Source organism: Umezawaea sp. Da 62-37, from assembly GCF_032460545.1.
In the GTDB taxonomy this organism is placed as follows: Bacteria; Actinomycetota; Actinomycetes; order Mycobacteriales; family Pseudonocardiaceae; genus Umezawaea.
This window is the reverse complement of sequence record NZ_CP135965.1, coordinates 10,295,000-10,320,043: the sequence shown is the minus strand read 5'-3', so window position 1 is coordinate 10,320,043 and position 25,044 is coordinate 10,295,000. Positions and strand designations below refer to the sequence as shown.

The window sequence follows — 25,044 nt, the reverse complement described above, 5'->3', positions numbered from 1 at the left end:
GGTTCAGGGGGAACCGAGCTGGGAGCCGACCTCCTCGGCCGACATGGCCTGGACGCGCAGCACGATCCCGGCGACCCGGTCCACGTCGACACCCGCGGTGACCCCGCGTTCGCGCAGCAGCGCGGCGAACGCGGCGACCGTGGGGGTCTCGACGAAGAAGTGCAGCGGGAAGTCCATCCGGAAGACCTCGCGCACCTGCGACACGACCTGGGTCGCCAGCAGGGAGTGCCCACCCAGCACGAAGAAGTCGTCGTGCACGCCGATGTCCTTGGCGTCGAGCACCTGCTCCCAGATGCGGCAGAGCACCTTCTGCAGCGGGGTCTCCGGCGGCGTCGACTCCGCGGTCGACCGGCCGGGCTCGGGGAGCCGCTTGCGGTCGACCTTGCCGTTGGGCAGCAGCGGCAGCTCGTCGAGCACGACGAACACGGACGGGATCATCGGCGAGGGCAGCCGGGTGGACAGGTGGCGGCGCAGCGCCTCGGTGTCGGGCGGGGCGGCTCCCCGCGGCACGGTCAGGTAGCCGACCAGGCGGGGGCCGGCCTCGTCGGTGAAGACGTGCACCGCGACGTGCTCGACCGCGACGTGCGCGCGCAACGCGGCCTCGACCTCGCCGGGTTCGACCCGGTACCCGCGGATCTTGACCTGGCTGTCGAGCCTGCCGAGGAAGTCCAGTGAGCCGTCGGCGCGCCAGCGGGCCCGGTCGCCGGTCCGGTAGAGCCGGTCGCCCGCGCGGAACGGGTGCGGCACCAGGGTTTCGGCGGTGTGCCCCGGCCTGCCCAGGTAGCCGCGCGCGATCTGCGCGCCGCCGAGGAACAGCTCCCCCGGCACCCCGACCGGCTGCACGGCGCCGTCCACGTCGAGCACGTACGCCTCGACGCCCGCCGCCGGGCGGCCGATGGGGACCGGCGTGGGCACCGGGCGGACCACGTTCGCCACGGTGGCGTCGAAGGACACCTCGGTCGGACCGTAGAAGTTGTTCAGCACCGCCCGTGGAGCCAGTTCCAGGAACCGCTCGGCGGCACGCGCGGGCAGTTCCTCACCGCCGCAGACGACGAGCCGCAGCGTGGCCGCGGACTCGCCGAACCGCGGGTGGGCCAGCGCGGACACCAGCATCGAGGGCACGAAGTCGCACGCGGTGACCCCGTGGTCGCGCAGCAGGTCCAGCAGGTGGCCGGCGTCGGTGTGCCTGCCGGGGGCCGCGAAGACGACCCGGCTCCCCGAGCACAGCGGGACGAGGATCTCCCACAGCGACGGGTCGGAGCTGATCGGCGTCTTCTGCAGCACCACGTCGTCGGGGCCGAACCCGTGGTCGGCGGCCATCCAGGTCATCCGGTTGGCCACGCCGTGGTGGGTCAGCAGCGCGCCCTTCGGCGTGCCGGTGGAGCCGGAGGTGTAGAGCAGGCAGGCCGCGTTCGCCGGGTCGATGGGCATGTTCGGCCTGCTCGCCGTCCGCTCCCCGACGACCACGGTGGCGCGGCCGGTCACGGCGGGGGTGCCCGCGAGGGCGTCGGAGGTGACCACCACGCGCGGGTCGGCGTCGCGGACGATCCGGTCGAGCCGCTCGGCGGGCTGGTCCGGGTCCAACGGCAGGTACACCGCGCCGGCCTTGAGCACCCCGAGCAGGGCCACGACCAGGTCGGGGCCGCGGTGCAGGTGCACGCCCACCCGGTGCTCCGCGCGCACGCCCTGCTCGGCGAGGGCGAGGGCGAGCCCGTTGGCCCGGTCGTCCAGCTCCCGGTAGGTGAGCGGTCGGTCGGCGACCACGGCGACGGCGTCGGGCGTGCGGTCGACCTGCGCCTCCACCAGCTCGTGCATCGTGACGGGGTCCACGGCGGGCACCGCGGCGCCGCTCAGCTCCGCCACCACCCGGTCGCGCTCGGCGGACGCGAGGACGGGGACGGCGGTCAGGGCGAGAGCGGGGTCGTCCACGACCGCGGCGAGCACCGCCCGCAACCCGGCGACCATCCGTTCCGCCGTGCCGGCGTCGAACAGGTCGGTGGAGTAGACCAGCCAGCCGGAGAGGCCGCCGTCGTCGTCCGGGGCGAGTTCGAGGCTGAGGTCGAGGTCGGCGCCCACGCGGGGCAGCTCCTCGTTCACCACGTCGAGCCCGCTGAGCCGGGGCGCGCCCAGCTGGACGTTGCGCAGGCCGAACAGCACCCTGGGGAGGTCGGGCCGCCCGCCCTGGCGGTTCACCCCGACTTCGCGCACGACCTGCTCGAACGGCACGTCCTGGTGCCGGAAGCCGTCCAGGCAGGTGGTGCGGACCCGGTCCACCAGCTCGCGGAACGACTCCGCCCCCGCCAGGTCGACGCGCAGGACCAGCATGTTGACGAAGAACCCGACGAGCCGGTCCAGCTCCGGCCGCGACCGCCCGGCCACCGGGGTGCCCACCACCAGGTCCGACTGCCCCGACCAGCGGCGCAGCAGCACGGTGAACGCGGCCAGCAGCACCATGAACGGGGTGGCCTCCGCGTCCCGCCCGAACGCGGTGACCGCGGCGGCCTGCCCCGGTTCGATCCGCACCGGGACCGAGGCGCCGCCGAAGGTGGGCCGGACCGGGCAGGGCCGGTCGCCGTGCAGCTCCAGCGGCGGCGCGCCGTCGAGGGCCTGCCGCCAGAAGTCCAGGTCGCGGACGGCGGACTCGGCGCGCCGGTCGCGGTGCCAGAGCGCGTAGTCGCCGTACTGGACGGGCAGTTCGGGCAAGTCGGAGGGCCGCGCGTCCACGGCGGCCTCGTAGAACTCGGCCAGCTCGTCGACCAGCACGCCCAGGGACCAGCCGTCGACGACGGCGTGGTGCACGCACAGCGCGAGGACCCACTCGTCGGACCGGTCGGTGACCCGCCACAGCCCCGCCCTCAGCAGCGGCGGCGCGGCGAGGTCGAACGGCTCCCCGGTCAGCCGCCGCACGTGGGCGTCGACCTCGTCGGTGGTCCCGGCGCCCTCGGCGAGCGGCACCGCCACCTCGTCCGCGGGCCGCACCACCTGGATCGGGGCGTGGTCGGGGTCGAGTTCGAACCCGGTCCGCAGCGGCTCGTGCCGCGCCACCAGGCCCGCCAGCGCCACCCGCAGCGCCGCCGCGTCGGGGGTGCCCCGCAGCCGCAGGCGGATCGGCAGCAGGTAGGTCACCGATCCGGGGTCGAGCTGGTGCAGGTAGTAGAGCCGCTCCTGGCCCGCCGAGCAGGGCAGCCGGTCGACGCCGGGTGGCCTGCGCGGGATCTCCTCGGCCTTCGCCCGCGCGGCCTGGCGGCTCCCGAGCCTGCTCAGCAGCAGGGCCCGGCGCTCGTCGGACAGCTCGCCGACGGTCTGGCGCAGCCGATCGGACTCGGACAGCTCGTGGGTCATCCCCGGTATCCCCTTCAGGCCGTCTCACCGCGCTCACCGCGCCCGTCACCCCGGATGGCCCCGGTCGTCCCCTGAGGCTCCCCCCGCCCGCCCGCGGGGGAAAGTCGGGGATCCCTCCTCCCCCGCCCCGTTCCCGGCCCCGGCATCAGGGAGTTCCCTGACTGGCAGCCGCGCGGGGGCCCCGACACGCTCAGGTCGCGCGGGCCGCACCGTCCCGCGGTGTCTGGAGGAAACGGCGATCATGCTCGGAAGAGTCACCGTCGGTGGACGGGTCGCCGGCACGCCGGGCCGGGCAGCGCTGCCGTCGGAGGTGCTCGCCGCCCTCGTGGCCGTCACCGCCCGCCGCGCGCACAGCGACGCGGTCGCCGTGACCGGCGACGTCACCGTCGAGCTGGACCTGTCCGCGGACCCCTCGCTGGCCGCGCTGTGCGCCGAGGTCTCCCCCCTGGTCGGCTCCGGGTTCACCGCCGCGGTCGGCGGCGTCCGGCTGGTCGTCGCCGGGGAGCTGGCCGAGTTGTACGCGGCGGACGACGACGAGCTCGCGCAGGTGGCCGGGCAGGTCGACCGGGCCCTCCTCGACGGAACGCGCGACCCCTCGCCCGTGGTGTCGGCGCTCGACCTCGCCTCGGACGCCGACCGGGCCCTGGTCGCGGGGTTCGAGGGCGGCGACCCGCTCCCGGCGCCGACGCGGCTCGTGCACGACCTGGTCGACGAGCGGGCCCGGCTGGACCCGGACGCCCCCGCGCTCACCGCCGAGGGCACGACCATGACCTACCGGTGGCTGGTCGACCGCGCCGACGCCTTGGCGGGCGCGCTGGTGCACGCGGGCGTGCGCCCCGACGAGGTCGTCGGCGTGCTCGGCGAGCGCTCCGCGGAACTCGTCACCGCGCTGCTCGCCGTGCTCAAGGCGGGCGGCGCCTACCTGGCGCTGTCGCCGGACTGGCCCGACGCCCGGCTCACCGGACTGCTCGACGACGCCCGCGTCCGGGTCGTGCTCGCCGACCCGGACCTGGTCGACCGGGTGCCCGGCGACCGGATCGCGCTCCCGTTCGACGCGAAGCCGCGGGAGACCGCCGGGCCGCTGCCCGGCGACCTGTCCCCGAGCACCCTCGCCTACGTCAGCTACACCTCGGGCTCGACCGGGGAGCCCAAGGGCGTGTGCGTGCCGCACGCGGCGGTGTCGCGGCTCGTGACCGAACCGGACTGGCTGCGCCTCGGACCGGACGACGTGGTCCTCCAGGCCGCCCCGGTCGCCTTCGACGCCTCGACCCTGGAGATCTGGGGGCCGCTGTCCTCGGGCGGCAGGCTGGCGCTGCTGCCGCCGGGCCGCGTCGACCCCGCCGAACTGGCCGCGGTCGTGGCGGCCGAGCGGGTCACCGTGCTCTGGCTGACCGCGGGGCTGTTCCACCAGGTCGTCGAGCACCACCTGGACCGGCTGGCCGGGGTGCGCCACCTGATCGCGGGCGGCGACGTCATCTCCCCCGACGCGGTGCGGCGGCTGCTGGCCGCGCATCCGGGCCTGGTGTTCACCAACGGCTACGGTCCGACCGAGAACACGACCTTCACCACCTGCGCCGAGTTCCGGGGCTCCGTCGGCGACGGTCCCCTGCCGATCGGCCGCCCGATCCGGGGCACGCGGGTGCGCGTGCTCGACCCGCTCGGCCGACCGGTGCCGCCGGGCGTGGTGGGCGACCTGCACGCGCTGGGCGACGGTCTGGCCCGCGGCTACCTGGGCAGGCCCGCGGCCACCGCGGCCGTGTTCACCCCCGCCGACGGGGGTGGACGGCAGTACCGCACCGGTGACCTGGCCCGCTGGCGCGCCGACGGCTCGCTGGACTTCCTGGGCAGGGCCGACGACCAGGTCAAGATCAACGGGTACCGGGTGGAGCCGACCGAGGTCGCCGTCGCGCTCCGCGCGCACCCCGCCGTGCGGGACGCCGTGGTGATGGCGGAACCGGGTGCGGGCGGGAGCACGCGGCTCGCCGCGTACGTCGTGCTCGGCGACGACGACGGGACGACCGGCCCGGCGCTGCGCGACTGGCTGCGCGAGCGGGTTCCGGAGTTCCTGGTGCCCGCCAGGGTCGTCGCGCTCGACGCGTTCCCGTTGACGCGCAACGGAAAGCTCGACCGGGACGCGCTGCCCGCCGCGGCGCCCGCCGACCCGCCGCCGCTCGACGAGGCGATGACCCCGCAGGACGCGCTCGAACGGTTCCTGTGCGAGCTGTGGGCGGAGGTCCTGAAGCTGGACAGCGTCGGCGTCGACGACGACTTCTTCGAACTGGGCGGTCACTCGCTGGTCGCGGCCGACCTGCTCGGGCGGCTGCAGCAGGACTTCGGGGTGGAGCTGCCCGCCCGCAAGTTCTACCTCAGCCCGACGATCGCCGAACTGTCCGAGCTGGCGGAGTTGGACCCGCTGCGCAAGCACGTCGAAGCCACCCCGACCTGACCCGCCGCGCCGACCGGCGGTGATCGCGTTCCGCCACCGGTTGTGCACAGTGGATCGCGCCCTGTCACCGACAGTGCACAGTGGACGGTCGGCGATCCGGACCGCGGCCCCGAGGGCACCTTTCCGGGCAAGAATTGTGTGATAGAACTGTGTCACGGCCACCGCCCACCAAGCCGGGCCGGTGGCCGTGACAAGCCGAGACGCAAGGATCGGACTGACACCGAACCTCCTGGGGGAGCAAGGCGTGTCACACAGTCACGGGAGTTTTGTCCTGCCCACAACAAATTCGTCCGGACCGGGTTCGCGATTTCCCCGGCTCCGCGCCGCCACCCCGTGGGGGTGCGACGCCCACGGCCGCGAGGCCGAGATGGACCGGCTCACGGGCATCGTGGACGGTGCCGAACCCGACGTCCGCGTGGTGCGGATCAGTGGTGATCCGTGGAGCGGGAAGTCCGGGATGCTCGCCGCGCTCGCCACCCACGCGAAGTCGCGCGGCTGGGCGGTCGCGTCCGGCGCGGCGGGCCCGTTGCCGCGGTCGCTGCCCTTCGGCGTCTTCTCCGACGCCCTCGACGACCTGCTGATGTCGCGGCACTCGACCCTGCTGGAGGGCTTCCCGAAGTACCACGCGTCCTGGCTGGCCGGGATCTACCCGGCGCTGGCCCAGCACGCGCCCGACCCGGCCGCCGTGCCCACCGACCCGTCGGAGATGCGGCACCTCTTCCACGCCATGCGCGCGCTGCTGGAACGCCTGAGCGCCGACACCCCCCTGCTGCTGGTGATCGACGACCTCCAGTGGGCCGACCCCGCCTCGGTCGACCTGATCACCCACCTCGTCCGGCACGCGCCGGACGCGCGGGTGCTGCTGGTGATCGCGCTCCGCCCGCGGCAGACCTCGGACGACCTGCTGGCGATGCTCGACGAGGTCCCGGAGGGCGTGGCCCACCTGGAGCTGGCCGCGCTGCCCGAGGAGTACCTCGACACGCTGATGCCCGCCGACCTGCCGCCCGACCGGCGCCGCGCCCTGCTGGCCGCCGCCGACGGCAACCCCGGTCTGCTGCGCACCCTGACCACGGCGGAGGGGCAGGGCGCCCTCACCGGCGACCCCACCACCGGCCACGGCAGGCGCGGGCAGGCGATGCTGGTGTCGCCCCTGCGCGAGTTCCGCACCCTGTCCCCGTTCACCTGGACCGTCGCCCACGCCGCGGCACTGGTGCGCGAACCGTTCGACACCGGTCTGCTGGCCGCGGTGGCGGAGGGCGGCGAGGCCATGACCAGGGCCGCCGTCGACGAACTCGTCGAGCACGACATCCTGCGCGTGGACGGCGGCGAGCGGACCTTCCGGTTCCGCAACGCGCTGCTGCGCGCCACCGCGCACCGGGCGGCGGGCGCCGCGTGGCGACTGGGCGCGCACGCCAGGGCCGCCGAGGCGCTGCACGACCGGGCGGCGCCCTCCCCGCAGATCGCCTACCACCTCGAGCACTGCGTGCTCGTCGAGAGGGACGGCGCCGCGGGCATCCTGGTCGACGCCGCGCGCGAGGTCTTCTGGGAGCAGCCCGCGACCGCCGCCGTCTGGCTGCGACGCGCGCTGGAACCGCACGGCCCGGTGTGCGCCGACCACGTGCCGCTGCTCGCCACCGCGCTCGTGGTCACCGGCCGGGCCGCCGACGCCCGCGCCCTGTTCGACCAGGTCGAACAGGGTCCGGAGACCGCGCTGTGGGCCGGGCGGGCGCTGCACGGGGAAGGTGCGGCCGCGGGTGACCTGCTCCGCGCGGGACTGCGCGCCGCCGGTCCCGACGACCACCGCGCCCGTGCCCGGCTGGTCGCCGAACTGCTCGCCACCACCGTCGACGACCGCCACCCCGCCGCGATCCCCGACCTGTCGACCCTCCGGTCCGCGACGGGGGAACCGGGGCTCCGCCCACTGGCCGACCGCCTGGACCCGGTCGCCGACGCGGGCCCGCGCGCCCTGCTGCTGGCCATGGACGCCCTCACCGACCCCGTCGGGAGCGCCGCCGAGGACCGGCTGCGCCAGGCCCGCGCACTGGTGGCCGGCATGTCCGACACCGACCTGGCACCCGACCTGGCCGCCCTCCACTGGCTGGCCCGCGCCGAACGGGCCCACGGCCACGACGACCGGGCCCGCCGCCACCTCGACCGGGCCCTCGCGATCGCCACCCGCTTCGGCCACCGCTACCTGCTCGACCGCCTCACCACCCTGGTCGACGGCCTCGGCGAGCAGCCGCACCACGAGGCCGACGGCCCGCTCAGGGAGCCGACGGCAGGCCCACCGGACCCCGACCCCGACGAGCCCGACTCGGCCCCGGTGGATCCACCGTCGGAGCTGGCGCAGCTCAGCGGACGTGAACGCGAGATCTCCCGCCTGGTCAGCGACGGCCGGACGAACCAGCAGATCGCCCGGACACTCGGCCTGAGCCACAAAACGGTGGAAACCTACCTGGCGCGCATCTTCAAGAAGCTCGAACTGTGCTCACGAGCCCAACTCGCCACCATCGTCGGCCGCTCCGCCTCGACCCTGGTCACGCCGACGGTCCTGGGCCTCTCCCGCACAGCGGGTCTCGCCCCCGAAAGGCTGGTACCCGCCTGATCGCCTGTTCGCTCCACATTGGACGGAGCGCTGGCCGAGGGCGACCGCGTTCCGGCCTTGGGGCTCGAGACGACGGTGGCGCCGTTGACGCCGTCAGGCCCGCGGTGGGTGGCCGGAACACGAGCACCCACCGCGTGCCTGACGACTACGCGGGTCAGGAGCCGTAGCTCGCCTGCTCCACGGCGAACACGTTGCGGTGGCCGACGGTTTCCTGGAGGGACCAGAGCAGGTCGGCTTCGGTGTCGTGCTCCCAGTAGCTGATGCTCTCCGCGCCGCCCACCCAGGTGTGCGTCGCCGGACCGGTCGCGGGCGCCCAGTAGTACAGCTTCTTGGCGCCCGACGAGGCGAACCACCAGCGCGAGTTGTGCGAGGCGACGCCGTTGAGGTTGTACCAGGGCAACCGAAGCGCCTCGGAGGCCGTGGTCGTGGCGGCGAAGGTGGTGGCGCCCGCGGCGAACGGGAAGCGGATCGCGCGCGGGGCGCGGTTCGGGTAGTCCGTGCAGTCGGCCTGGCAGGTGTACTCGGTCATGACGATCGACTTCGCGGGGCGGTCGAGGGAGATCGTCGACCACTTGAGCGCGGTGCCGGACGTGGTGGCCGCGGTGACCGTGCCGACCTGCGGCAGGACGTAGGCGTAGTTGTGGGCGTAGTAGGTGGTTTCGGACTGCCTGCCGATCTGGCCCGCGGTGCCGCCCGTGTCGGTCTTGAGGATCTTCTTCATGTCGAACACGCGCATGCCGCGGCCAGTGTCGGCGACGTAGAGGTGGTCGCCATACCAGGAAACGCCGCCCGCGTGCACGGTGACGTCCTTGAAGTCCGGCGTCGCCGCGGTGCCGGTCGGTTCGACGAGCAGGATCTTGCGGTACTTGTTGGGGTAGGTGGCGTCCCAGTCGACCAGCGTGATCCGGCTTCGGGACGACTCACCTCCGCAACCGTCCTTGGTGTACCAGCTGACCAGCACGAGCTGGTGGCCGTCGTAGTTGCCGCTGTTGGCGGTCCCCACGGCGTCCCGGCTCGTGGTGATGCCCTGCGGGTAGTTCGCGCAGTCGCTGTTGTCGTCGGAGTCGAACTTGAACCCGCCCGTGTACCCCGCGACTCCCAACGAGTCCGTGATGGCCGTCCGGTCGTGGTTGGCGTTCGCCATGACCGTGTTGACCGACGCGACACCGAGTTTCGTCACGAGGGAGCTGTTCAGGGCGTCGAACTGGTGGTAGTCGGACCGCAGCGTGAACTGCCCGGCGGGCAGCGCGGTCGGCGCGGCGGCGGCGTAGGCGCCCGAAACCGCCGTGGTCGACAACATCAGCGCGCACGCCGACAAGAGCAAAGCCTTTTTGTGCAAGGACATGACAGGACCCCAGTTTCCGGTCAGGAAGGAGGCGACCATACGCAGAACCCGTGCACGTGTCGACCTTGCGGGACTGCGGGACCACGAAGTCCGCCCGCGTCCCCCACACCCGCCGATCCGGTCTCGGACCATCCCCCCACCGCTGCCCGCCAGGCAGATTTCCCCAGGCCGGCGGTCGAGTGCGCAGCACAGCGCCGCCAACGCGCCGAACCGGATCGCCTTGGCGCGACCGCCGTGTGGACAGCGCTTTCCGCGTGCCGGAGCAGCGCCGCCGGCAGGAACAGCGCGCCGCCGTTGCCGCCACGAGGCGGGCCCGGCCTGGGACCGGTCACCGCGATCGGTGCCGACGGGTTCTCCCGCAGCGGGGACCAAACGGGGCCGCGCCGCGTCCGGTGCGCGAACACCCCGGCCGCCTGCACTCCATCCGGGTGAGTGCGCGGGCCCAGCCAGGTCGAGTTCCCCAACTCCCGCCACCCCGCGTCCGCGTCCGCGTAGCGTCCCGGCAATGGGCTTGGGGGCGGAGCGGCACCGGTGGCGGGTCCGACTGCACGACGACGCGGGCCGCGTCCTGGGTGCCGGCACGATGCTCGACGAGTGGCACCTGCTGACCTGCGCGCACGTCGTCGACCCCTGCGGCGGGCCCGAGGCTCGGGTCATGGCGGACTTCGTCGGCCTGCGGGGTGCCGCGGACGGCCGCGCCACCGTGGTGGCGGGCGGTTGGGTGCCGGAGACCGAGGACGAGCGCGGGGACATCGCCCTGCTGCGCCTGGAGGAGCCCGCGGCCGACGTGCGCGGCGCGCCGCTGCACCGGATGTCCTTGCGCGCGCACCAGCTGGTGCGCGCCTACGGGTTCCCGGCGGGCGCCGACGCCGGGCTGTGGTCGTTCGCCAGGATCGCCGGTGAAGGCGGCCCCGGTTGCGAGTGGATGCAGCTGAACAAGACCGCCGACGCCGAGCCGATCGAGTCGGGGTTCAGCGGCACCGCCGTGCTCGACGAGGCCACCGGGGCCGTCGTCGGCATGATCGTCGGCAGGTACAAGGGCGGCGGCGGCCGGGTGTCGTGGATGATCCCGGTCGAGACGATGCTCGGCCACCTGCCGCGACTGCGGGAGTGGTCCACCGGCGAACCCGCCGTCGACGAGAGCTTCGTCCGGCCGAGCGGCGCCGCGGACATGTCGTTCATGCGGCAGCTGCGGAAGTGGCTGTCCGACCCCGACTCCGGCGCGGTCTGGGTGGTCGTCACCGGCGGCGAGGAGTCGGCGACCGCGAAGGCGCTCCGGCTGGCTGTCGTGCACGCCGACCGGGAGCGCTCGTTCAGCGCTCCGCGGCTCCCCGACGGCGCGGGCGATCCGCCGCCCGCGGGTGCGATCGACCTCGCACTGGACGCGTCGGGCAAGACCGCCGACCAGGTCAGCAGCCGCATCGAGACCCGGCTCGACCTCTCCTCCACCCGCCCCGCGCGCAACCGCACCGTCATCGTCGTCGACGGCATCGACGACGCCGCCGAACCGGAGCGGCTGGTGCGCGAGGTGCTCGCCCCGCTGGCCGGGCGGGCGGACCGGCTCGGCCTGCGGCTGGTGCTGGTGTTCCGCCGCGAGTCCTCGCCGGGGGTGACGGTCGCGCTTTCCCTCCCCGGCGTGTCCCGGACCGACCTGGGCGGGCGCCTGGACGCGCTCACCGGGGACGTCGACGAACTCGCCGAGATCGAGGAGTACCAGGCCACCGTGGCGGGCCGCCTGACCGGCGTCACGATGGTGCCCCCGCGGGCGAACCGGCTGCGCGCCGAGGTCAACCTGCTGCGCGCCACCGAGGCCAAGGGCGACCTCCGCGGGGTCGCGCGCCACCTCGCCGGCCGCGAGCGGTCCGTGGACAAGGCCGTCGAGGACGGCCGCAGGCTGCGCGCGGACCTCGACCGCCGTCTCGCGCGGCGTGCGGAACTGCGGGCACGGCTGGACGGCTACGCGGAGATGGCCCTCAACCACGGCCGGGTCGAGGACCCCGAACTCGACCTGGCGTACGGCCGGGCGTGGGAGGCGCTGTTCGTGGCGCCGTGCGACCTGGAAGCGGCCGAGCGGGCCCTGAACGCCTACGCGGCCGCGGTGCACCGCCGATCGGGGGGCCACCCGTGACGGCGTGCGCGAGGGAGTCGTGCTCGGGCACCATCAGCGCGACCGGGTACTGCTCGAAGTGCGGTCTCCTGCCGCCTTCGCCCAGCCGCCCGGCCGACCCCGGCCCGCCGCCTCCGGTGGAGACGCCGCCGACCGCCACCGGACGGGTCACCAGCACCGACGCCGCCCGACCGCAGCAGACCACGGGGCAGGGCACCGGGGACGACGAGGTCCCGCTGCCGGTGGTGCGCCTGCCCGACCTGCCCGACCGGGTGCTCGGCAGGCCGGAGGTGCCGGAGGCGCAGCGGTTCTGCGGGAAGCGCGGCTGCGGCGCGCCGGTCGGCCGGGCGTTGCCGGGGCAGCCCGCGGCCGCGGAGGGCTACTGCCCGGCGTGCGGCAGTCCGTTCTCGTTCACCCCGCGGCTGCGGCCCGGTGACCGGGTCGCGGGCCGCTACGACGTCGAGGGCTGCGTCGGCCACGGCGGCCTCGGCTTCGTGTACCTCGCTACCGACGACCGGCTCCACCGGCACGTCGCCCTCAAGGGGCTCATCGACGTCAACAACACCGCCGCGGTGCGGATCGCGGAGAACGAGAGCGAGGTGCTCGTCGCCCTCGAACACCCGAACATCGTGCGCATCTTCGACGTGGTGGTGCACGACGACTCGCGCTACATCGTGATGGAGTTCGTCGACGGGCTCTCCCTGCGCGAGGTGAAGAACCGGGGCCGGGCGCTGCTGAACCCGGCCGAGGGCCGGCTGCTGACCGAGCACGTCGTGGTCTACGGGCGGGAGATCCTCATCGCGCTGGCCTACCTGCACGACCAGGGCCTGCTGTACTGCGACATGAAGCCGGACAACGTGATCCACGGCGAGCAGCGGATCAAGCTGATCGACTTCGGCGGGATCCGGCGGATCGACGACCACGAGAGCCCGTGGGTCGGCACCGAGCACTACCAGGCGCCGGAAGCCGAGTTGCGCGAACACGGACTGACCGTCCGCTCCGACGTCCACACCGTCGGCAGGACGCTGCGGGAGCTGTTCGACGCCAGCGACGGGGCGCTGCCGGGTGGCCGGGCGGGCCCGATCGCCTTCGGCATCCGCAGCTTCCAGCACGTGCTCGCGCGCGCGACGGCTCCGTACGAGCAGCGCTTCGCCAGCGCGAAGGAGATGCTCGTCCAGCTCGACGGCGTGCTCAACGAGATCCTGTCGTTGCGCGACAGGGGATCCCGTCCGGTCGTCTCGACGTTGTTCGCCGAACCCGCCGTGCTGCTGGACGCCGGGCTGGGCCAGCCGCCGCCCCTGGAGCACTGGACCGCGGGCGTCGAACTGCCCCTCGGCGCGCGGCCGTCGCCGCGGGACATCGCGCTCGGGCTCCCGGTCCCCCGCGAGGACCCGCAGGACGAGCAGCTCGCGTTCCTGCGCACGGTCCGCGCCCCGGACGCCGGACGGCTGCTGAAGAAGCTGGAGCGGGCGACGTCCTCGGTCGAGGTCGAGTTCCGACGGCTGCGGGCACTGCTGGAACTGTCCGATGTGGAGGGTGCCCGCCGGTGCCTGGCCGTCGCCCGGCGCAAGCTCGCCCGCCGCGCCGGGCACGACTGGCGCGTCCACTGGCACCGCGCCCTGGTCGCGCTGGCCGACGGGGACGCCGGGACCGCCGCCGAGGACTTCGAGGCGGTCTACCGCGACATCCCCGGCGAGGAGACGCCGAAACTCGCGTTGGGGCTGTGCGCGGAGCACACCGGCGAGGACCCGGAACCGTTCTACCACGCCCTGTGGGTGCACCGCGGCCAGGTGAACGCCGCGTTCGGGTTGGCCAGGGTGGCGTCGGCGCGCGGTGACCGGGCGGGCGCGGTGCGCGTGCTCGACGAGGTCCCGGAGTCCTCGCGGCACGACGAGGCCGCCCGGATCGCCGGGATCCGGGTGCTGGCGGGGAGGCTGCCGGACGACGCGGGGACGACGCCGTCTGCGGACCAGCTCCGCGAAGCGGGCGAACGCCTGTCCGGCATCGAGCTCGACGAGGCGGCCGTCATCCGGCTGCGGGCGTTCCTGCTGGAGACGGCCATCGAGTGCCACGGCGAGCTGCCGGAGCCGCTCTGCGGCGCGGAGCCGTCCCGGAAGGGCCTGCGCGCCGGGCTGGCGGAGGCGTTGCGCGGCTTGGCGTGGCGGTCACCCGGCAGCCAGCACGCGCACGACGTGCTGATCGACCTGGCCAACGCGAACAGGCCTGCGAGCTGGATCTGAGCGGAACGGACACGAGGGGAGCCGGTGGCGATGAGCGGGGCCGAGCTGAGCGTCGAGGTGCACCAGCAGAAGTTCCTGGCCGAAGGGGACACCGCGATGCACGCGATCCTGACGGTGACCGCGCGCGGCGGCCCCGACCGGCCACCGACCGACGCCGCGGAGGTGCTGCTGGTCGACTGCTCCACCTCGATGCGCCACCCGCACACGAAGATCGAGGAGGCCAAGCGGGCGGCCGCGGCCGCGATCGACGTCCTGCCGGACGGCGTGCTGTTCGCCGTCGTGCGGTGCACCGAGACCGCGACCGCGGTGTACCCGCGGGACGACCACCTCGTCGCGGCGTCGGACGAGACCCGGCGCGCGGCACGGCGGGAGGTCGCGCACCTGGCCGCGTACGGCGGCACCGCGATGGGCCGGTGGCTCGACCGCGCGAGGTCGCTGTTCTCCGGGCACGCCGACGCGGTCTGCCACGCGATCCTGCTCACCGACGGCGAGAACCGGTCGGAGACGCGCGAAGCGCTGGCGGGCGCCCTCGACTCGTGCGAAGGGCTCTTCATCTGCGACGCCCGCGGGATCGGGGACGGCTGGGTGCCCGACGAGCTCGCCGAGATCGTGAAGGTGCTGCGGGGCGGGGCCGACTCCGTCGTCGAGGACCGGAAGCTGACCGCGGACTTCCAGGAGCTGATCGGCGCGGCGCTCACGAAGGTGCTGCCCGAGGTCCGGCTGCGGATCGGCACGATGGGCTACAGCTCGCTGCGGTTCGTCAAGCAGGTGCGTCCGCACGAGTACGACCTCACCGACCGCTGCCGCCCGGCGGGCGACGGCGAGGTGGTGCTGTCGCTGGGGTCGTTCTCCGGTTCGGAGTCACGGGACTACCACCTCTGCGTCGACCTCGACCCGGAGCTGGAGCCCGTCCACGACCAGGACCGCCAGCTCGCCTCGGTCGGCTTCGAACCGATGCCGGGCGCGCGCGCGAACGGCCCGGTCGCGGTGGTCGGCCAGTGGACGCACGACCCGGTGCAGCCCACCCTCGTGCATCCGAAGGTGCTGCGGTACACCGAGCAGGCGGAACTCGGGGAGGCGATCACCGCGGGCGGGGACGCGCTGGCCGCGGGCAGGACCGAGGACACCGAGCGGGCGTGGGGCACCGCGGCCCGGCTCGCCGCCGAGCAGGGCAACGAGGAGATCCTGGGCAGGCTGCGCCGGGTGGTCGACATCCTCGACGCCGGGACCGGGCGGGTCCGCCTGCGCCCCGACCCCAGCCTCAGCGCGGTCCTCAACGTGCTGATCTCCAGGGTGTCCCGGATCGGTTCGGCGCCGGCACCCGACCCGCCGACGGCGGACTCGCCCGCGAGCGGGCCGCCGGTCACCTGCCCGAAGTGCCGCAAGCTCTCCCCGGCGGGAGCGCGGTTCTGCCAAGCCTGCCGGGTGCCGCTGGACGAGGTGACCGCGTGACCGCGCCCGTCGACGTGCCGCCGCTGCGGCCGACCCGCACGCGGACGCGGCTGACCCGCCTCTTCGGGCTGCTGCTCGCCACGACGCTGGTGATGCTCGCGGTGTCGCTGTGGGTGGTGCTCCGCGTCCTGCACGCCGCCCAGACCGTCCACGACCACACGACCACCGCGGTGCTGGAGGTCGCGGCCGCCCGCGCCGCGTTGAGCGAGGCGGACCGCTCCGCGAGCGAGGCCTTCCGCACCGGCGCGGCGAAGCTGGCCGGGCCGGGGCAGGACTACGCGAACAGCCTCGCCAGGGCGAGCCAGAGCCTGGCCAAGGTGGCCGAGGCCAACCAGGCGGGCGACTCCGGCGCCGGCATCCTCCAGGTGGTCGAAGGGCTGGTCGCCGCCTACTCCGGCGCGGTCGGGCAGGCGGACGCGCACTTCCGGCAGCCCGGCACGGAGGTGCTGGGCGTGACGGACCTGTGGTACTCCTCGCGGCTGCTGCACGGCCCGGACGGCGTGCTCGCGCAGCTGACCACGTTGCAGGGCCTGCAAAGGACGGCGCTCGACCAGCAGCTCGACGACGGGATGAGCACGGGACTGCTGCCGGTGTGGCTGCTCGCCCCGGCCGCCGCGGCGGTGGTGCTCGTGACCACCCAATGGCACCTGTGGCGCCGGTTCCGCCGCCGGTTCAACCTGCCGCTGCTGGGAGCCACCGCGCTGACCGTCGGCGTGGGCGCCATCGTCGTCGTCGCGCTGGGGCTGCAACTGCGGCTCGACGACGTCCGGGCCGGGACGGACGAGGTGCTCGCCCACCGGCAAATCGGGATCGTCGCGACCGACACCGCCGGGCGGACCGAGCTGGCCACGCTGCTGACACGCCACTGCGACCCGGTGACGGGCTGCGGCAGCACCGTCGCGGACTTCCTGGCCCAGCCCCGATTCGCCGGGGCGGCCGTCGCCGCGAGCACGGTCGACGAGGGTATCGAGGGCGTGACCGCCGGCGCGCGCGACGCCGCCGAGTCCGACGGGATCGAGTACCTCGTCCCCGCGTTCTCGATCGCCGCGCTCGGCCTGATCGCGTGGGGCATGTCCCGCCGCGTCGACGAGTACCGGTACCGCGCATGAGGAATCCACAATGGACCAAACTGCTGCTCCTCGTGCTCGTCGTGCTGCTGCTTGGCACGAACGCCTGCGGGACGGGCAACGCGGGCGTGGTCTACGTACTGGCGTCGTGGACCGGCGCCGAGGAGGACGACTTCCGCAAGGTGCTGGGGGTGTTCGAAAAAGCCACCGGCATCACGGTCAAGTACAACGGCACCCGCGCGCTCGAACAGGTGCTCGCCTCCGAGGTCCAGCGCGGCACCGCGCCCGACGTCGCGGTGCTGCCGAACCCCGGATCGCTGGCCACCTACGCCCGGCAGGACAAGCTCCACCCGCTGGGCGACCTGCTTGGCCCGCAAGGGGGATACGGCGGACAGTGGCTGGCCCTGGAGAAGGCCGGTACCGGGCAGCAGTACGCGATCGCCGTCAAGGTCGACCTGAAGAGCGCGATCTGGTACGACACGACCAATCTCGACGGCGCCACGCCGGCCACCTGGGACGAATTACTAGCGCTCAGCAGGCAGTTGACCGCCGACGGCCGCACGCCGTGGTGCCTGGGCATGGGGGCGCCGCCCACCTCGGGCTGGCCCGGTACGGACTGGATCGAGGACATCCTGCTCCACTCCGCCGGTGCCGATGACTACCGGCGGTGGGCGGCGGGCAAGGTGCCGTGGACATCGGCGCAGGTGCGCAAGGCGTGGACGGACTGGGGCGCGCTGGTCGCCGTGCCGGGCGCGGTCCGCGGCGGGGCTCCCGCGGCGCTGCTGACCGAGTTCGGCGACGCCGGACGGGGGCTGTTCACCCGTCCGGCCCGGTGCGTCCTGGAGCACCAGGCCTCGTTCGTCATGGGCGGGTACTCGGCCATGACACGCGCCGACGGCAGCTCGCCCGCACCGGGGAAGGACTTCGCCTTCTTCCCGTTCCCCGGCCCCGCGGTGTCGGAGGTGTCCGCCGACCTCGCCGCGATGTTCCACAACACCCCGCAGGCGCGCGAGCTGATGAAGTTCCTCGCATCCGACCAGGCGCAGCGCATCTGGCCCGGTATCCGCCGGGGCAGCGTGTTCTCGGCCGACCGGAACGTCGGGGACGTCTACGACGACGACGTGAGCCGCCAGGTCTCCTCGACGCTGACGTCGCCGGACCGGCGGCTGTGCTTCGACGGCTCCGACCTGATGCCCGCCAAGATGACCGGGGCGTTCTACCAGGCGGTGCTGGAGTACCTGGTCGACCCCTCGCGGCTGGACGCGCTGCTGGCGAACCTGGACGTCGTCCGCCTCAGCGTGCCCGCGGGCGAATGGCTGGACATCCCGTGCGGCCAGGCCGGAGTGGAGATCGGGCCGGGGACGAGTTCCCAACCGAGGCCGACGCGATGATTCCCGGTGATCGTGGAACACCGGTGGGTCCACCGGGATCGGGGCAGGGAATTCGCCGATCCCGGTGGCGCCGACCGCTATCCGGTGTAGCGGGTGTCCGAGCCGTAGAGCTCCCTGGTGAAGGACGAGATGTAACCGCTCACGTCGGGGGCGCCCAGGTTGTAGGTCAGGTAGACGCCGTAGCCCTCGCTCACCGTCCGCTTCGCGAAACTGGCGGCGGTGCCGCTGGGCGTCGCGCTGATCTGGACGGCCGCGGGCGAGAGCTTGGACTTGGGCAACGCCATGCCCGGCACGCTCCACGTGCCGTAGTAGGGGTTCCAGGCGTAGTTGAACTTCGACGTGACGTCGACGCCGCCGTAGGACAGCCGCGACGCGGACGGGCCGATGTTGTACAGCGTGATGAGCTTGGTCGGCATCGCCGCGCGCAACGCCGTGACCAGGTACACGAACGAACTCGCGTTCGGCTGGCCGGTGCCGTTCTTGCCGTACTCCGAGTACTCGTCGTCGAAGTCGACGCCGTCCAGGCCGTACTTGGCCACGGTGTCGGACAGCTGCTTCGCGAACGCCTCGGCGGACTGCTTGGTCGGGAAGTTGGCGAACCCGGCACCCTCGTGGTTGCCGAGGATCGACAGCGTGACCTTGATGCCCTTGGCCTGCAACGGACGGACCTGGGTGGCCACGTTGTCCAGCACGCGCTGCACGTTCGGGTTGAAGTACAGGTAGGCCGACTTCGTCGAGACGTTGTAGTTGATGTTCGCGGCGAAGATCACGCCGATGTCGAAGGCGTTGCCGCCGCCGTTGGCGAGCGCGTACTTGCCCACGTTGAGCATGCTGTTGTTGTTGACCTCGACGTAGGCCACGGAGACCGGCCCGGTCTTCGCGAGCGCGCTCGCCGTGGCCGTGGTCGTGGTCCCGCTGGTCATCAGCGCGACCGCCGCTACGAGCGCACCGATCCGACGAACTCCGGACACCATCGATCAACTCCCATCGACTGGGGTTGGCAGGGTTGTCCCGATCAGCGAACCAGCAGCGAAGTCCCGCCGTCCACGTGTCCCGGCACGTCTGTCCGGTGAGTTGTCCATTCGCCGCGGCCGACCTCCCCGAGCACGCCGCCATTCGGACGAGTTCACGTCCCCGTTCCCACTCCTGCCGGACGATCCACCACCCGTCGGACCGCGCTGTTCCTACGGGTGAACCACAGGTTCCGCGGTCGGAGCCCCTGCGATGATGCCCATTCCCCGACCATGCGGAAAAGGGAGACCGAATGCGAAGGACCACCAAGTCTTCAGCCCTGCTCACCGCCGCGATCGCGCTTTTCGCGTCAACCGCGGGCACCGCTTGGGCCGACATCCCTTTCGACGAGCCGATCACCGGAAACAGCAGGCCCGCGTTCTCCCGGCCGGCCGACGCGGCCGCCGACCACACCGTCACCTTCGTCAACCGGTCCGGGCAAACGGTCTGGGTGGGCAGCGCGGTCAACGCCGACGGGTCCGTGAACTTCACCAGCCTGCCGACCCTGGCGAACGGGCAGTCGGCGACGGTGACGGTCCCGGAGTCGGCCGAGCCGGGTCACTGGCGGGGGAAGTTCTTCGCCAGGCAGGGGTGCACCGGCACGTCCGGCCAGAACTTCCACTGCGTCGTCGGCGACTGCGGCGTCCAGGCCAGCCGCTGCACCACCGGCGAACAGCCCGCCAGTCTCGCCGAGTTCAACTTCGACACCCGCGACAGCCTCGCGCCCTGGTACAACGTCAGCTACGTCAACGCCTTCTCCCTGCCGATCACCATCGAGGCCGTGGGAGCGACCGTGCCACCGGGCTCGACCTCCTGCGGCACGGCGGGTTGCACGACGAACGTGCTGCCCTTCTGCCCGCCGGAGAACCTCCGCTACGCGCCCAACGGCTCCCCCGTCAACTGCGTCAACCCGAACCACGACGCGCCCACGAGCTACAGCAACGCCGTCAAGTCCCGATGCCCCAAGGCTTACGCCTGGTCAAGGCAGGACACCGAACCCGGTAACCAGACCGTGTTCCAGTGCGCCGACTGCCGGGGGTTCACCGTCACCTTCCACGGCGGCTCCTGACCGGCCGAGCCGGGCCCGCCGTCACCGATGGCGGGCCCGGTTCCAGGCGGCCGGACGCCCCACCGCTCAATCCGTTGGTGCGACGGCGTTTCCCACCGCCGAACGTCGAAACCGTCCTGGCGGCTGTCCCTGCTGGCGCTTGAAGGCGTGCGCGAAGGCGAACTCCGAGGTGTAGCCGACCTTCCGCGCCACGACGGCCAGTGGCGAGTCGGAATCCCGCAGGAGCCGCGCGGCGAGGGTCAGCCGCCACCAGGCGAGGTAGGTCAACGGTGGCCGACCGACCAACGCGGTGAAGCGCCGGGCGAACGCCGCGCGGGAAAGCCCCGCGACGGCACCCAGTTCGGCGACCGTCCACTGTCGACTCGGATCGCCGTGGACGGCGCTGAGCGCTGCGGCTACGGCGGTGTCGTGCAGGGCCGCGACCCAGCCGGCGGCGTTCTCGCCCGCCTGCTCGTCGAACCACGCGCGCAGGACGTGCAGGAGCAGCACGTCCAGGAGAGCGGGCAGCATCGCGCCCGAGCCGGGGCGGACCCGTTCCAGTTCCAGGTCGAGCAGGTCCAGGGTCGCGCGCAGCGCCGGATGCCGACCGGCACGAGCCGACAGGTGGATCACGTCGGGGAGCTCGTCGAACAGCGGATGCGGGCGCGCGTGGTCCAGCAGGTACGGCGCCGCACACCATGACCGTGTCGGTGGACGCCCCGCCGTCGTCGGGCCGGAACTCGGCGGGCGGGGCGGTCGCGTCGACCAGTGGCGTCGAAGGGGTGTCGGCCAAGCCGTGGGCGGATCCCCGTGGCAGCAACACGACTTCGCCGGGCACGAGCGGAATCGGGTCGCCCTCCGGCGGGAGCAGCCAACAACTCCCTTGCAGCACAACGTGGAACCCGGCGCCCGCGACCGGTGGGAACCATCGGCCGAACGGCGCGGAACGCCGCAGCCGCGCGGAATGCGGGAGGCCGGTGCGCATCGCCAGCACCGCGTCGGAGAGCACGTCCACCCAGCGATCGTATCGCGGGGAACGGGGAGGAAGACGATCACGCATGAACGGCGCACGCTGAAGCATGGGAAGTCCACCGGGGTCGACATACGGTTTCCGAACACCCGTCGAACAGGAGACCGACATGCGTCTTGCCGTCTACGGCGCCAGCGGCTACCAGGCCAAGCTCGTGCTCGCCGAACTCTCCCACCGGAGCCTCGACGTCGTGCTTGTCGGCCGGGACGCCGAACGCCTGCGCCAGGCCGCGACCACCGTCGGCCTCGCCGATCACGAGCGGCGGACCGCCGGCATCGACGACCACGGTGCCCTCGTGGCGGCCTTTTCCGGGTGCGACGCGGTCGTCAACTGCGCCGGGCCGTTCGTCGACACCGGCGGGGCCGTGGTGCGCGCCGCGATCGACGCCGGCTGCCACTACGTCGACACCGCGGGCGGACAGCGCCACCTCAAAACCGTCTTCGACACCTTCGCGGGCGAGGCCGAACGCGCGGGCGTCACCGTCGTCCCCGCCACCAACGACGGCTGCCTGCCCGTGGACCTGATCGCGCACGTGATCGCCGACCGGGTCCTGTCGATCGCCGGGATCACCACCAGCCACGTCATCGTCGGCGGAGGTGGACCGTCCCGAGGATCGCTGCGCTCGGCGCTCCGGACGGCCGACGCGCTCACCACCGGCGGCCTCACCTACGACCACGGCGAGTGGCACACCGGTCTCGCGGCCCGCCACACCTCCGTCATCCTCCCCGGCACGTCGGAACCGACCGCGATGGCGAGGTTCCCGCTCGCCGAAGTGGTCACGATCCCCCGGCACGTGCCGGTCGACCACGTCGAGAGCCTGGTCGAGGCGACCCTCAGCGCCCGGTTGGGCACACCCCTGTCCGCGGAACTCATCGACACCCTGCCGGAGGGCCCCACCGAACAGGCGCGCCTCGGCCAGCGGTTCACCTGCGTCGTCGACGCCACCAGCGCCGACGGTCGCACGACCCGAGGACTCGTGCAGGGCACCGACACCTACGGCACCACCGCGGTGATCGCGGTCGAAGCCGCCCGCCGACTCGCCGCCAACGGCGCCAAGCCCGGCGTACTGGCCCCCGCCCAGGCTTTCGACCCGGCCGACTTCCTGGACTTCCTGACCGCTTACGGCGTTCGCTGGAGCATCGACGCCGACCACCAGCCCTGACGGTCGGCAGTTCGGTCGATGTGGTCGACGGGCCCGGACACCGTCGCCTTCCTACTTCCGCCTACGCGATTGCACACCGAACACGGTGAAAGCGATGACGACGCCGAGCAGGATCGTCGTCACGGCGCCGGCGTTGATCGAGAAGCCACCCGCCCGGAGGCTCGGGATGAGAGCCCCGAACACCCCCAGCGCGATCAACGCGATGACGATCACGGTCGTGGTGGTCTTGTTCATCCTGCTCCCAGTTCACCCGAAGTCCCCCAAGTCTGCACCGCCGGCGCACCACGTCCACGACAACCGCGACCACCAACGCCCACTACTGCCGCGGGGCCACCGGTCACCTCGCCCCTCCGGTGGCGGGTTCGGTGCGGTGGCGCAGCAACTGCTCGACGAGCCGGTCCTTGGCCGCGGCGAGGTGGCGCCGGTAGGTGCCGTAGGGCACGCCCAGCCGTCGGGCGGTCGCCTTGTGGGTGCGGGAGGCCGCGATGTACGTGGCGGTCAGCACCTCGTGCGCCTTCACGCCCGCGGGATCGACCCGCAGCGCGTCGAGGGCGCCCGTGAAGGCGCCGCGCAGGTCCGCCACGGGGTCGGTCGATCCCCGCGGCACGAGGCGCGAGCGCAGCAGGACGCTGGTCGCGAACTCGCGAGGGGTCCGCCACGTGCGCAGCGCCTCGACCACGCCCTCCTCGAACACCGCGCGCGGCAGGTCGTCACCGCGCTCGTCGGCCGGGCAGGCGGACGCGACTCCGGGCCACCCGGCCACGGGCTCCGCCACGGCGCGGGCCCGGTGCTCCACCCACTTCTCCACCGGTTGCCGCCGCCAGTCCCGGCCGAAGACGTGCTGCTCCTGCCCGCCGACGTCGACCGCCACGACCTCCAGCATCCCGGCGCGGGCGAGGTAGCGCCTCCACCGCTCGGCGTCCTCGAACACCGTGAACGCCACCGCGCGGCCGCGGGTCCTCATCTCGGCCGCGATGGCGCGCCTGCTGATGAGGTCCATCAGGGGTGAGGGCCGCTGGTGCCTGCCGGGCTGCACGGCGAAGCGGCGGATGCCCAGGTGCTCACCCCGTCCCAGCGGGGCGACCGCCTCCACGAAGTCCCACAGCGACGCGATCACCGGGTCCTCGGCCCGGTCCTCGGGCAGCGGCGCCTCCAGCCGCAGGACGGCCATGAACGCGACGGGTGCGGAAGAGCCCGCGTACCGGTAGACGCGGAAGCCCTGCGGCTGGGAACGGACCCAGTGCGCGACGGCGGTCGCGGACTCGGGGCTCTCCGCTTCCTCCGCCATGCGCAGGACATCGGGCACGTCGGCGGGCCTCAGCGGTGTGTCCTCGACATGGGGGTGCGCCCGCCAGTCGTACAGGTCGTCCGGGTCGTCCCGGTCGCGGAAGAGGAACATCCACTCCGCGACGCGCACCAGCGCGTCGTCCTCAGAGGCGGCGCGGACCGCGTGCAGGCACGCGACCGACACCTCCACGCGCACGTCCTCGTAGCGCTCGGGGTCCCGCCAGCGCAGGTCGGCCGCGAGGGTGGCCCGCACGGCGTCGTGGGGGTGCAGCCCTTCGGGCGTGGCCTCGATGTAGGGCAGTTGGCGCAGCCAGGGGAACACCCGCGCCGTGTCCTCCTCGCCCAGCACGGCGCGCAGCAGCGACTCGCGCGTGACGTAGGCCTGCGCGACGACCTCCAGGGCACGCAGGTGGGCGGTGCCCGGCAGTTCGCCCACCAGCCGCTCGACCAGGGTGGTCAGCACGTCGCCGGCGGGCTTCCACAGTGGACTCGTGTCCCGCGCCCCGGCGGGCAGGGAGGCGGCGAGCGACAGCGCGAGCGGGCTGCCCCCGGCGAAGGCCACGATGGCGCGGCGCTGTTCCGCGGCGACACCGCGCGCAGCGAGCAGGGCGTCGGACTGGGTCGCGTCGAGCGGCCGCACGGCCAGTTCGGCGAACAGCTCCGCCCAGCCGGGGTCCACCAGCCACTCGGCGTCGGGGGCGACCCTGCTCGCGAGCACGACGAGCGCCCCCTCGGCGAGCCGGAGCAGGAAGGTGTCGCGCAGCCAGGGCTCGAGCGGCTGGCAGTGCTCGAAGGAGTCGATGAGCAGCACCGCGCCGGGCTCGACGCACGCGGGCGCGGCGACCTCCTCGATGCGGCGCGGGTCCGCGTCGAGGAACCGCGCGTCGACCTGCACCACGCGGCGGCCCGCGGTCCCGGCCTGCCGGGCGGCGTAGCGCAGCAGCGAGGACTTGCCGATGCCGCCGGGGCCGTGGAGGTAGGCCACGAGCGGGGCGTCCGCCGCCCCCGAGAGCATCCGGTCGAGCACCGCCCGTTCCGGCTCCCGACCCACCAGCGCACCGGCCCGCGCCGCGGCCAGCCTGCCCGCCAGTCCCGTCGCACCCACTCCGCGTTCCTCTCCTCGGACCCGTGTTCCCGCGTCGGGCACCGAACGTAGGCCATCCGGACGCGCCTGCGGACCGTGCCGGACACCGGTGGGCACCGCAGGACATGGAGACCGGACACCGGCGCGGCGCAGGATCGGCGCCAGGGAGACGGCGCCGCCGCCCACGGACTTCGAGGACCGGTTGATGAGCATCCCGCCGGGCGGGGGCCCGGTGACGACCACCGCGTTCGACTCCGACATCGGCAGGTGGCGCGCGGTCCCGCGAGGTCGCACGCCGGACTCGCGGCGGAACGGCCCCGGCCGAGCTTGAACCAGGTGTGGTGGCGGCTCCACCAGCAGGTCGCGCGCGAATCCGACGGTGACGAAGACCACTTGCTTCGAATTCGAAGCACGTTGTAGCCTCGCC

15 protein-coding genes and 1 pseudogene are annotated in these 25,044 nt (G+C 73.4%); 9 read left to right on the top strand and 7 right to left on the bottom strand.

Features of this window, described 5'->3' with window-relative positions; genetic code table 11:
* Window positions 1–3 precede the first annotated feature (3 nt).
* Window positions 4–3,342 (bottom strand): non-ribosomal peptide synthetase, encoded by a 3,339-nt coding sequence (locus tag RM788_RS46390; protein WP_315927294.1) that lies wholly within the window; start codon window positions 3,340–3,342, stop codon window positions 4–6.
* A 241-nt stretch (window positions 3,343–3,583) separates the two neighbouring features.
* Here RM788_RS46390 and RM788_RS46385 point away from each other — a divergent pair, with 241 nt between their 5' ends.
* Window positions 3,584–5,788 (top strand): amino acid adenylation domain-containing protein, encoded by a 2,205-nt coding sequence (locus RM788_RS46385; RefSeq protein WP_315927292.1) that lies wholly within the window; start codon window positions 3,584–3,586, stop codon window positions 5,786–5,788.
* Between the two features lie 244 nt (window positions 5,789–6,032).
* Window positions 6,033–8,393, top strand: a complete 2,361-nt coding sequence (locus tag RM788_RS46380; protein WP_315927290.1) for an ATP-binding protein — start codon at window positions 6,033–6,035, stop codon at window positions 8,391–8,393.
* A gap of 154 nt (window positions 8,394–8,547) precedes the next feature.
* Here RM788_RS46380 and RM788_RS46375 read toward each other — a convergent pair whose 3' ends face one another.
* Window positions 8,548–9,738, bottom strand: a complete 1,191-nt coding sequence (locus RM788_RS46375; RefSeq protein WP_315927288.1) for a hypothetical protein — start codon at window positions 9,736–9,738, stop codon at window positions 8,548–8,550.
* Between the two features lie 505 nt (window positions 9,739–10,243).
* On the opposite strand from RM788_RS46375, the gene RM788_RS46370 reads away from it, so the two are divergent.
* From RM788_RS46370 to RM788_RS46350, 5 genes are read left to right on the top strand one after another with little or no spacing between them, the layout of a single operon-like run.
* Entirely contained in the window at window positions 10,244–11,866 is a 1,623-nt protein-coding gene (locus tag RM788_RS46370; protein WP_315927285.1) for a S1 family peptidase, read from the top strand.
* Window positions 11,863–14,085: a serine/threonine-protein kinase gene (locus RM788_RS46365; RefSeq protein WP_315927283.1), complete on the top strand. Its 2,223-nt coding sequence runs from the start codon at window positions 11,863–11,865 to the stop codon at window positions 14,083–14,085. Before RM788_RS46370 ends, RM788_RS46365 begins: the two co-directional genes overlap by 4 nt.
* 30 nt (window positions 14,086–14,115) lie before the next feature.
* Entirely contained in the window at window positions 14,116–15,537 is a 1,422-nt protein-coding gene (locus tag RM788_RS46360; RefSeq protein ID WP_315927281.1) for a vWA domain-containing protein, read from the top strand.
* Window positions 15,534–16,646 (top strand): GlnX family signal transduction membrane protein, encoded by a 1,113-nt coding sequence (locus RM788_RS46355; RefSeq protein ID WP_315927280.1) that lies wholly within the window; start codon window positions 15,534–15,536, stop codon window positions 16,644–16,646. Before RM788_RS46360 ends, RM788_RS46355 begins: the two co-directional genes overlap by 4 nt.
* Window positions 16,643–17,995 carry an ABC transporter substrate-binding protein gene (locus tag RM788_RS46350; RefSeq protein ID WP_315927278.1) on the top strand — a complete coding sequence of 451 codons (1,353 nt, stop codon included), beginning with the start codon at window positions 16,643–16,645 and terminating at the stop codon, window positions 17,993–17,995. The genes RM788_RS46355 and RM788_RS46350 overlap by 4 nt, the downstream gene beginning before the upstream one ends.
* A gap of 77 nt (window positions 17,996–18,072) precedes the next feature.
* On the opposite strand, the gene RM788_RS46345 is transcribed toward RM788_RS46350, so the two are convergent.
* Window positions 18,073–18,969: an endo-beta-N-acetylglucosaminidase H gene (locus RM788_RS46345; RefSeq protein WP_315927276.1), complete on the bottom strand. Its 897-nt coding sequence runs from the start codon at window positions 18,967–18,969 to the stop codon at window positions 18,073–18,075.
* A 290-nt stretch (window positions 18,970–19,259) separates the two neighbouring features.
* Here RM788_RS46345 and RM788_RS46340 point away from each other — a divergent pair, with 290 nt between their 5' ends.
* A complete protein-coding gene (locus tag RM788_RS46340; RefSeq protein ID WP_315927274.1) occupies window positions 19,260–20,075 on the top strand; it encodes a thaumatin family protein in 816 nt (271 codons plus the stop codon).
* A gap of 66 nt (window positions 20,076–20,141) precedes the next feature.
* On the opposite strand, the gene RM788_RS53270 is transcribed toward RM788_RS46340, so the two are convergent.
* Entirely contained in the window at window positions 20,142–20,585 is a 444-nt protein-coding gene (locus tag RM788_RS53270; protein WP_399345290.1) for a helix-turn-helix transcriptional regulator, read from the bottom strand.
* Window positions 20,586–20,588: 3 nt separating this feature from the next.
* Window positions 20,589–21,039: pseudogene (locus RM788_RS53265) on the bottom strand (cupin domain-containing protein); the annotation flags it as partial.
* Window positions 21,040–21,193: 154 nt separating this feature from the next.
* On the opposite strand from RM788_RS53265, the gene RM788_RS46325 reads away from it, so the two are divergent.
* Window positions 21,194–22,246 carry a saccharopine dehydrogenase family protein gene (locus RM788_RS46325; RefSeq protein ID WP_315927270.1) on the top strand — a complete coding sequence of 351 codons (1,053 nt, stop codon included), beginning with the start codon at window positions 21,194–21,196 and terminating at the stop codon, window positions 22,244–22,246.
* Window positions 22,247–22,297: 51 nt separating this feature from the next.
* Here the strand turns inward: RM788_RS46325 and RM788_RS46320 are convergent, their stop codons facing one another.
* Together RM788_RS46320 and RM788_RS46315 are read right to left on the bottom strand one after the other, a co-directional pair.
* Window positions 22,298–22,480 (bottom strand): hypothetical protein, encoded by a 183-nt coding sequence (locus tag RM788_RS46320; RefSeq protein WP_315927268.1) that lies wholly within the window; start codon window positions 22,478–22,480, stop codon window positions 22,298–22,300.
* Window positions 22,481–22,583: 103 nt separating this feature from the next.
* Window positions 22,584–25,010 (bottom strand): AAA family ATPase, encoded by a 2,427-nt coding sequence (locus RM788_RS46315; RefSeq protein WP_315927266.1) that lies wholly within the window; start codon window positions 25,008–25,010, stop codon window positions 22,584–22,586.
* Between the last annotated feature and the right edge of the window lie 34 nt (window positions 25,011–25,044).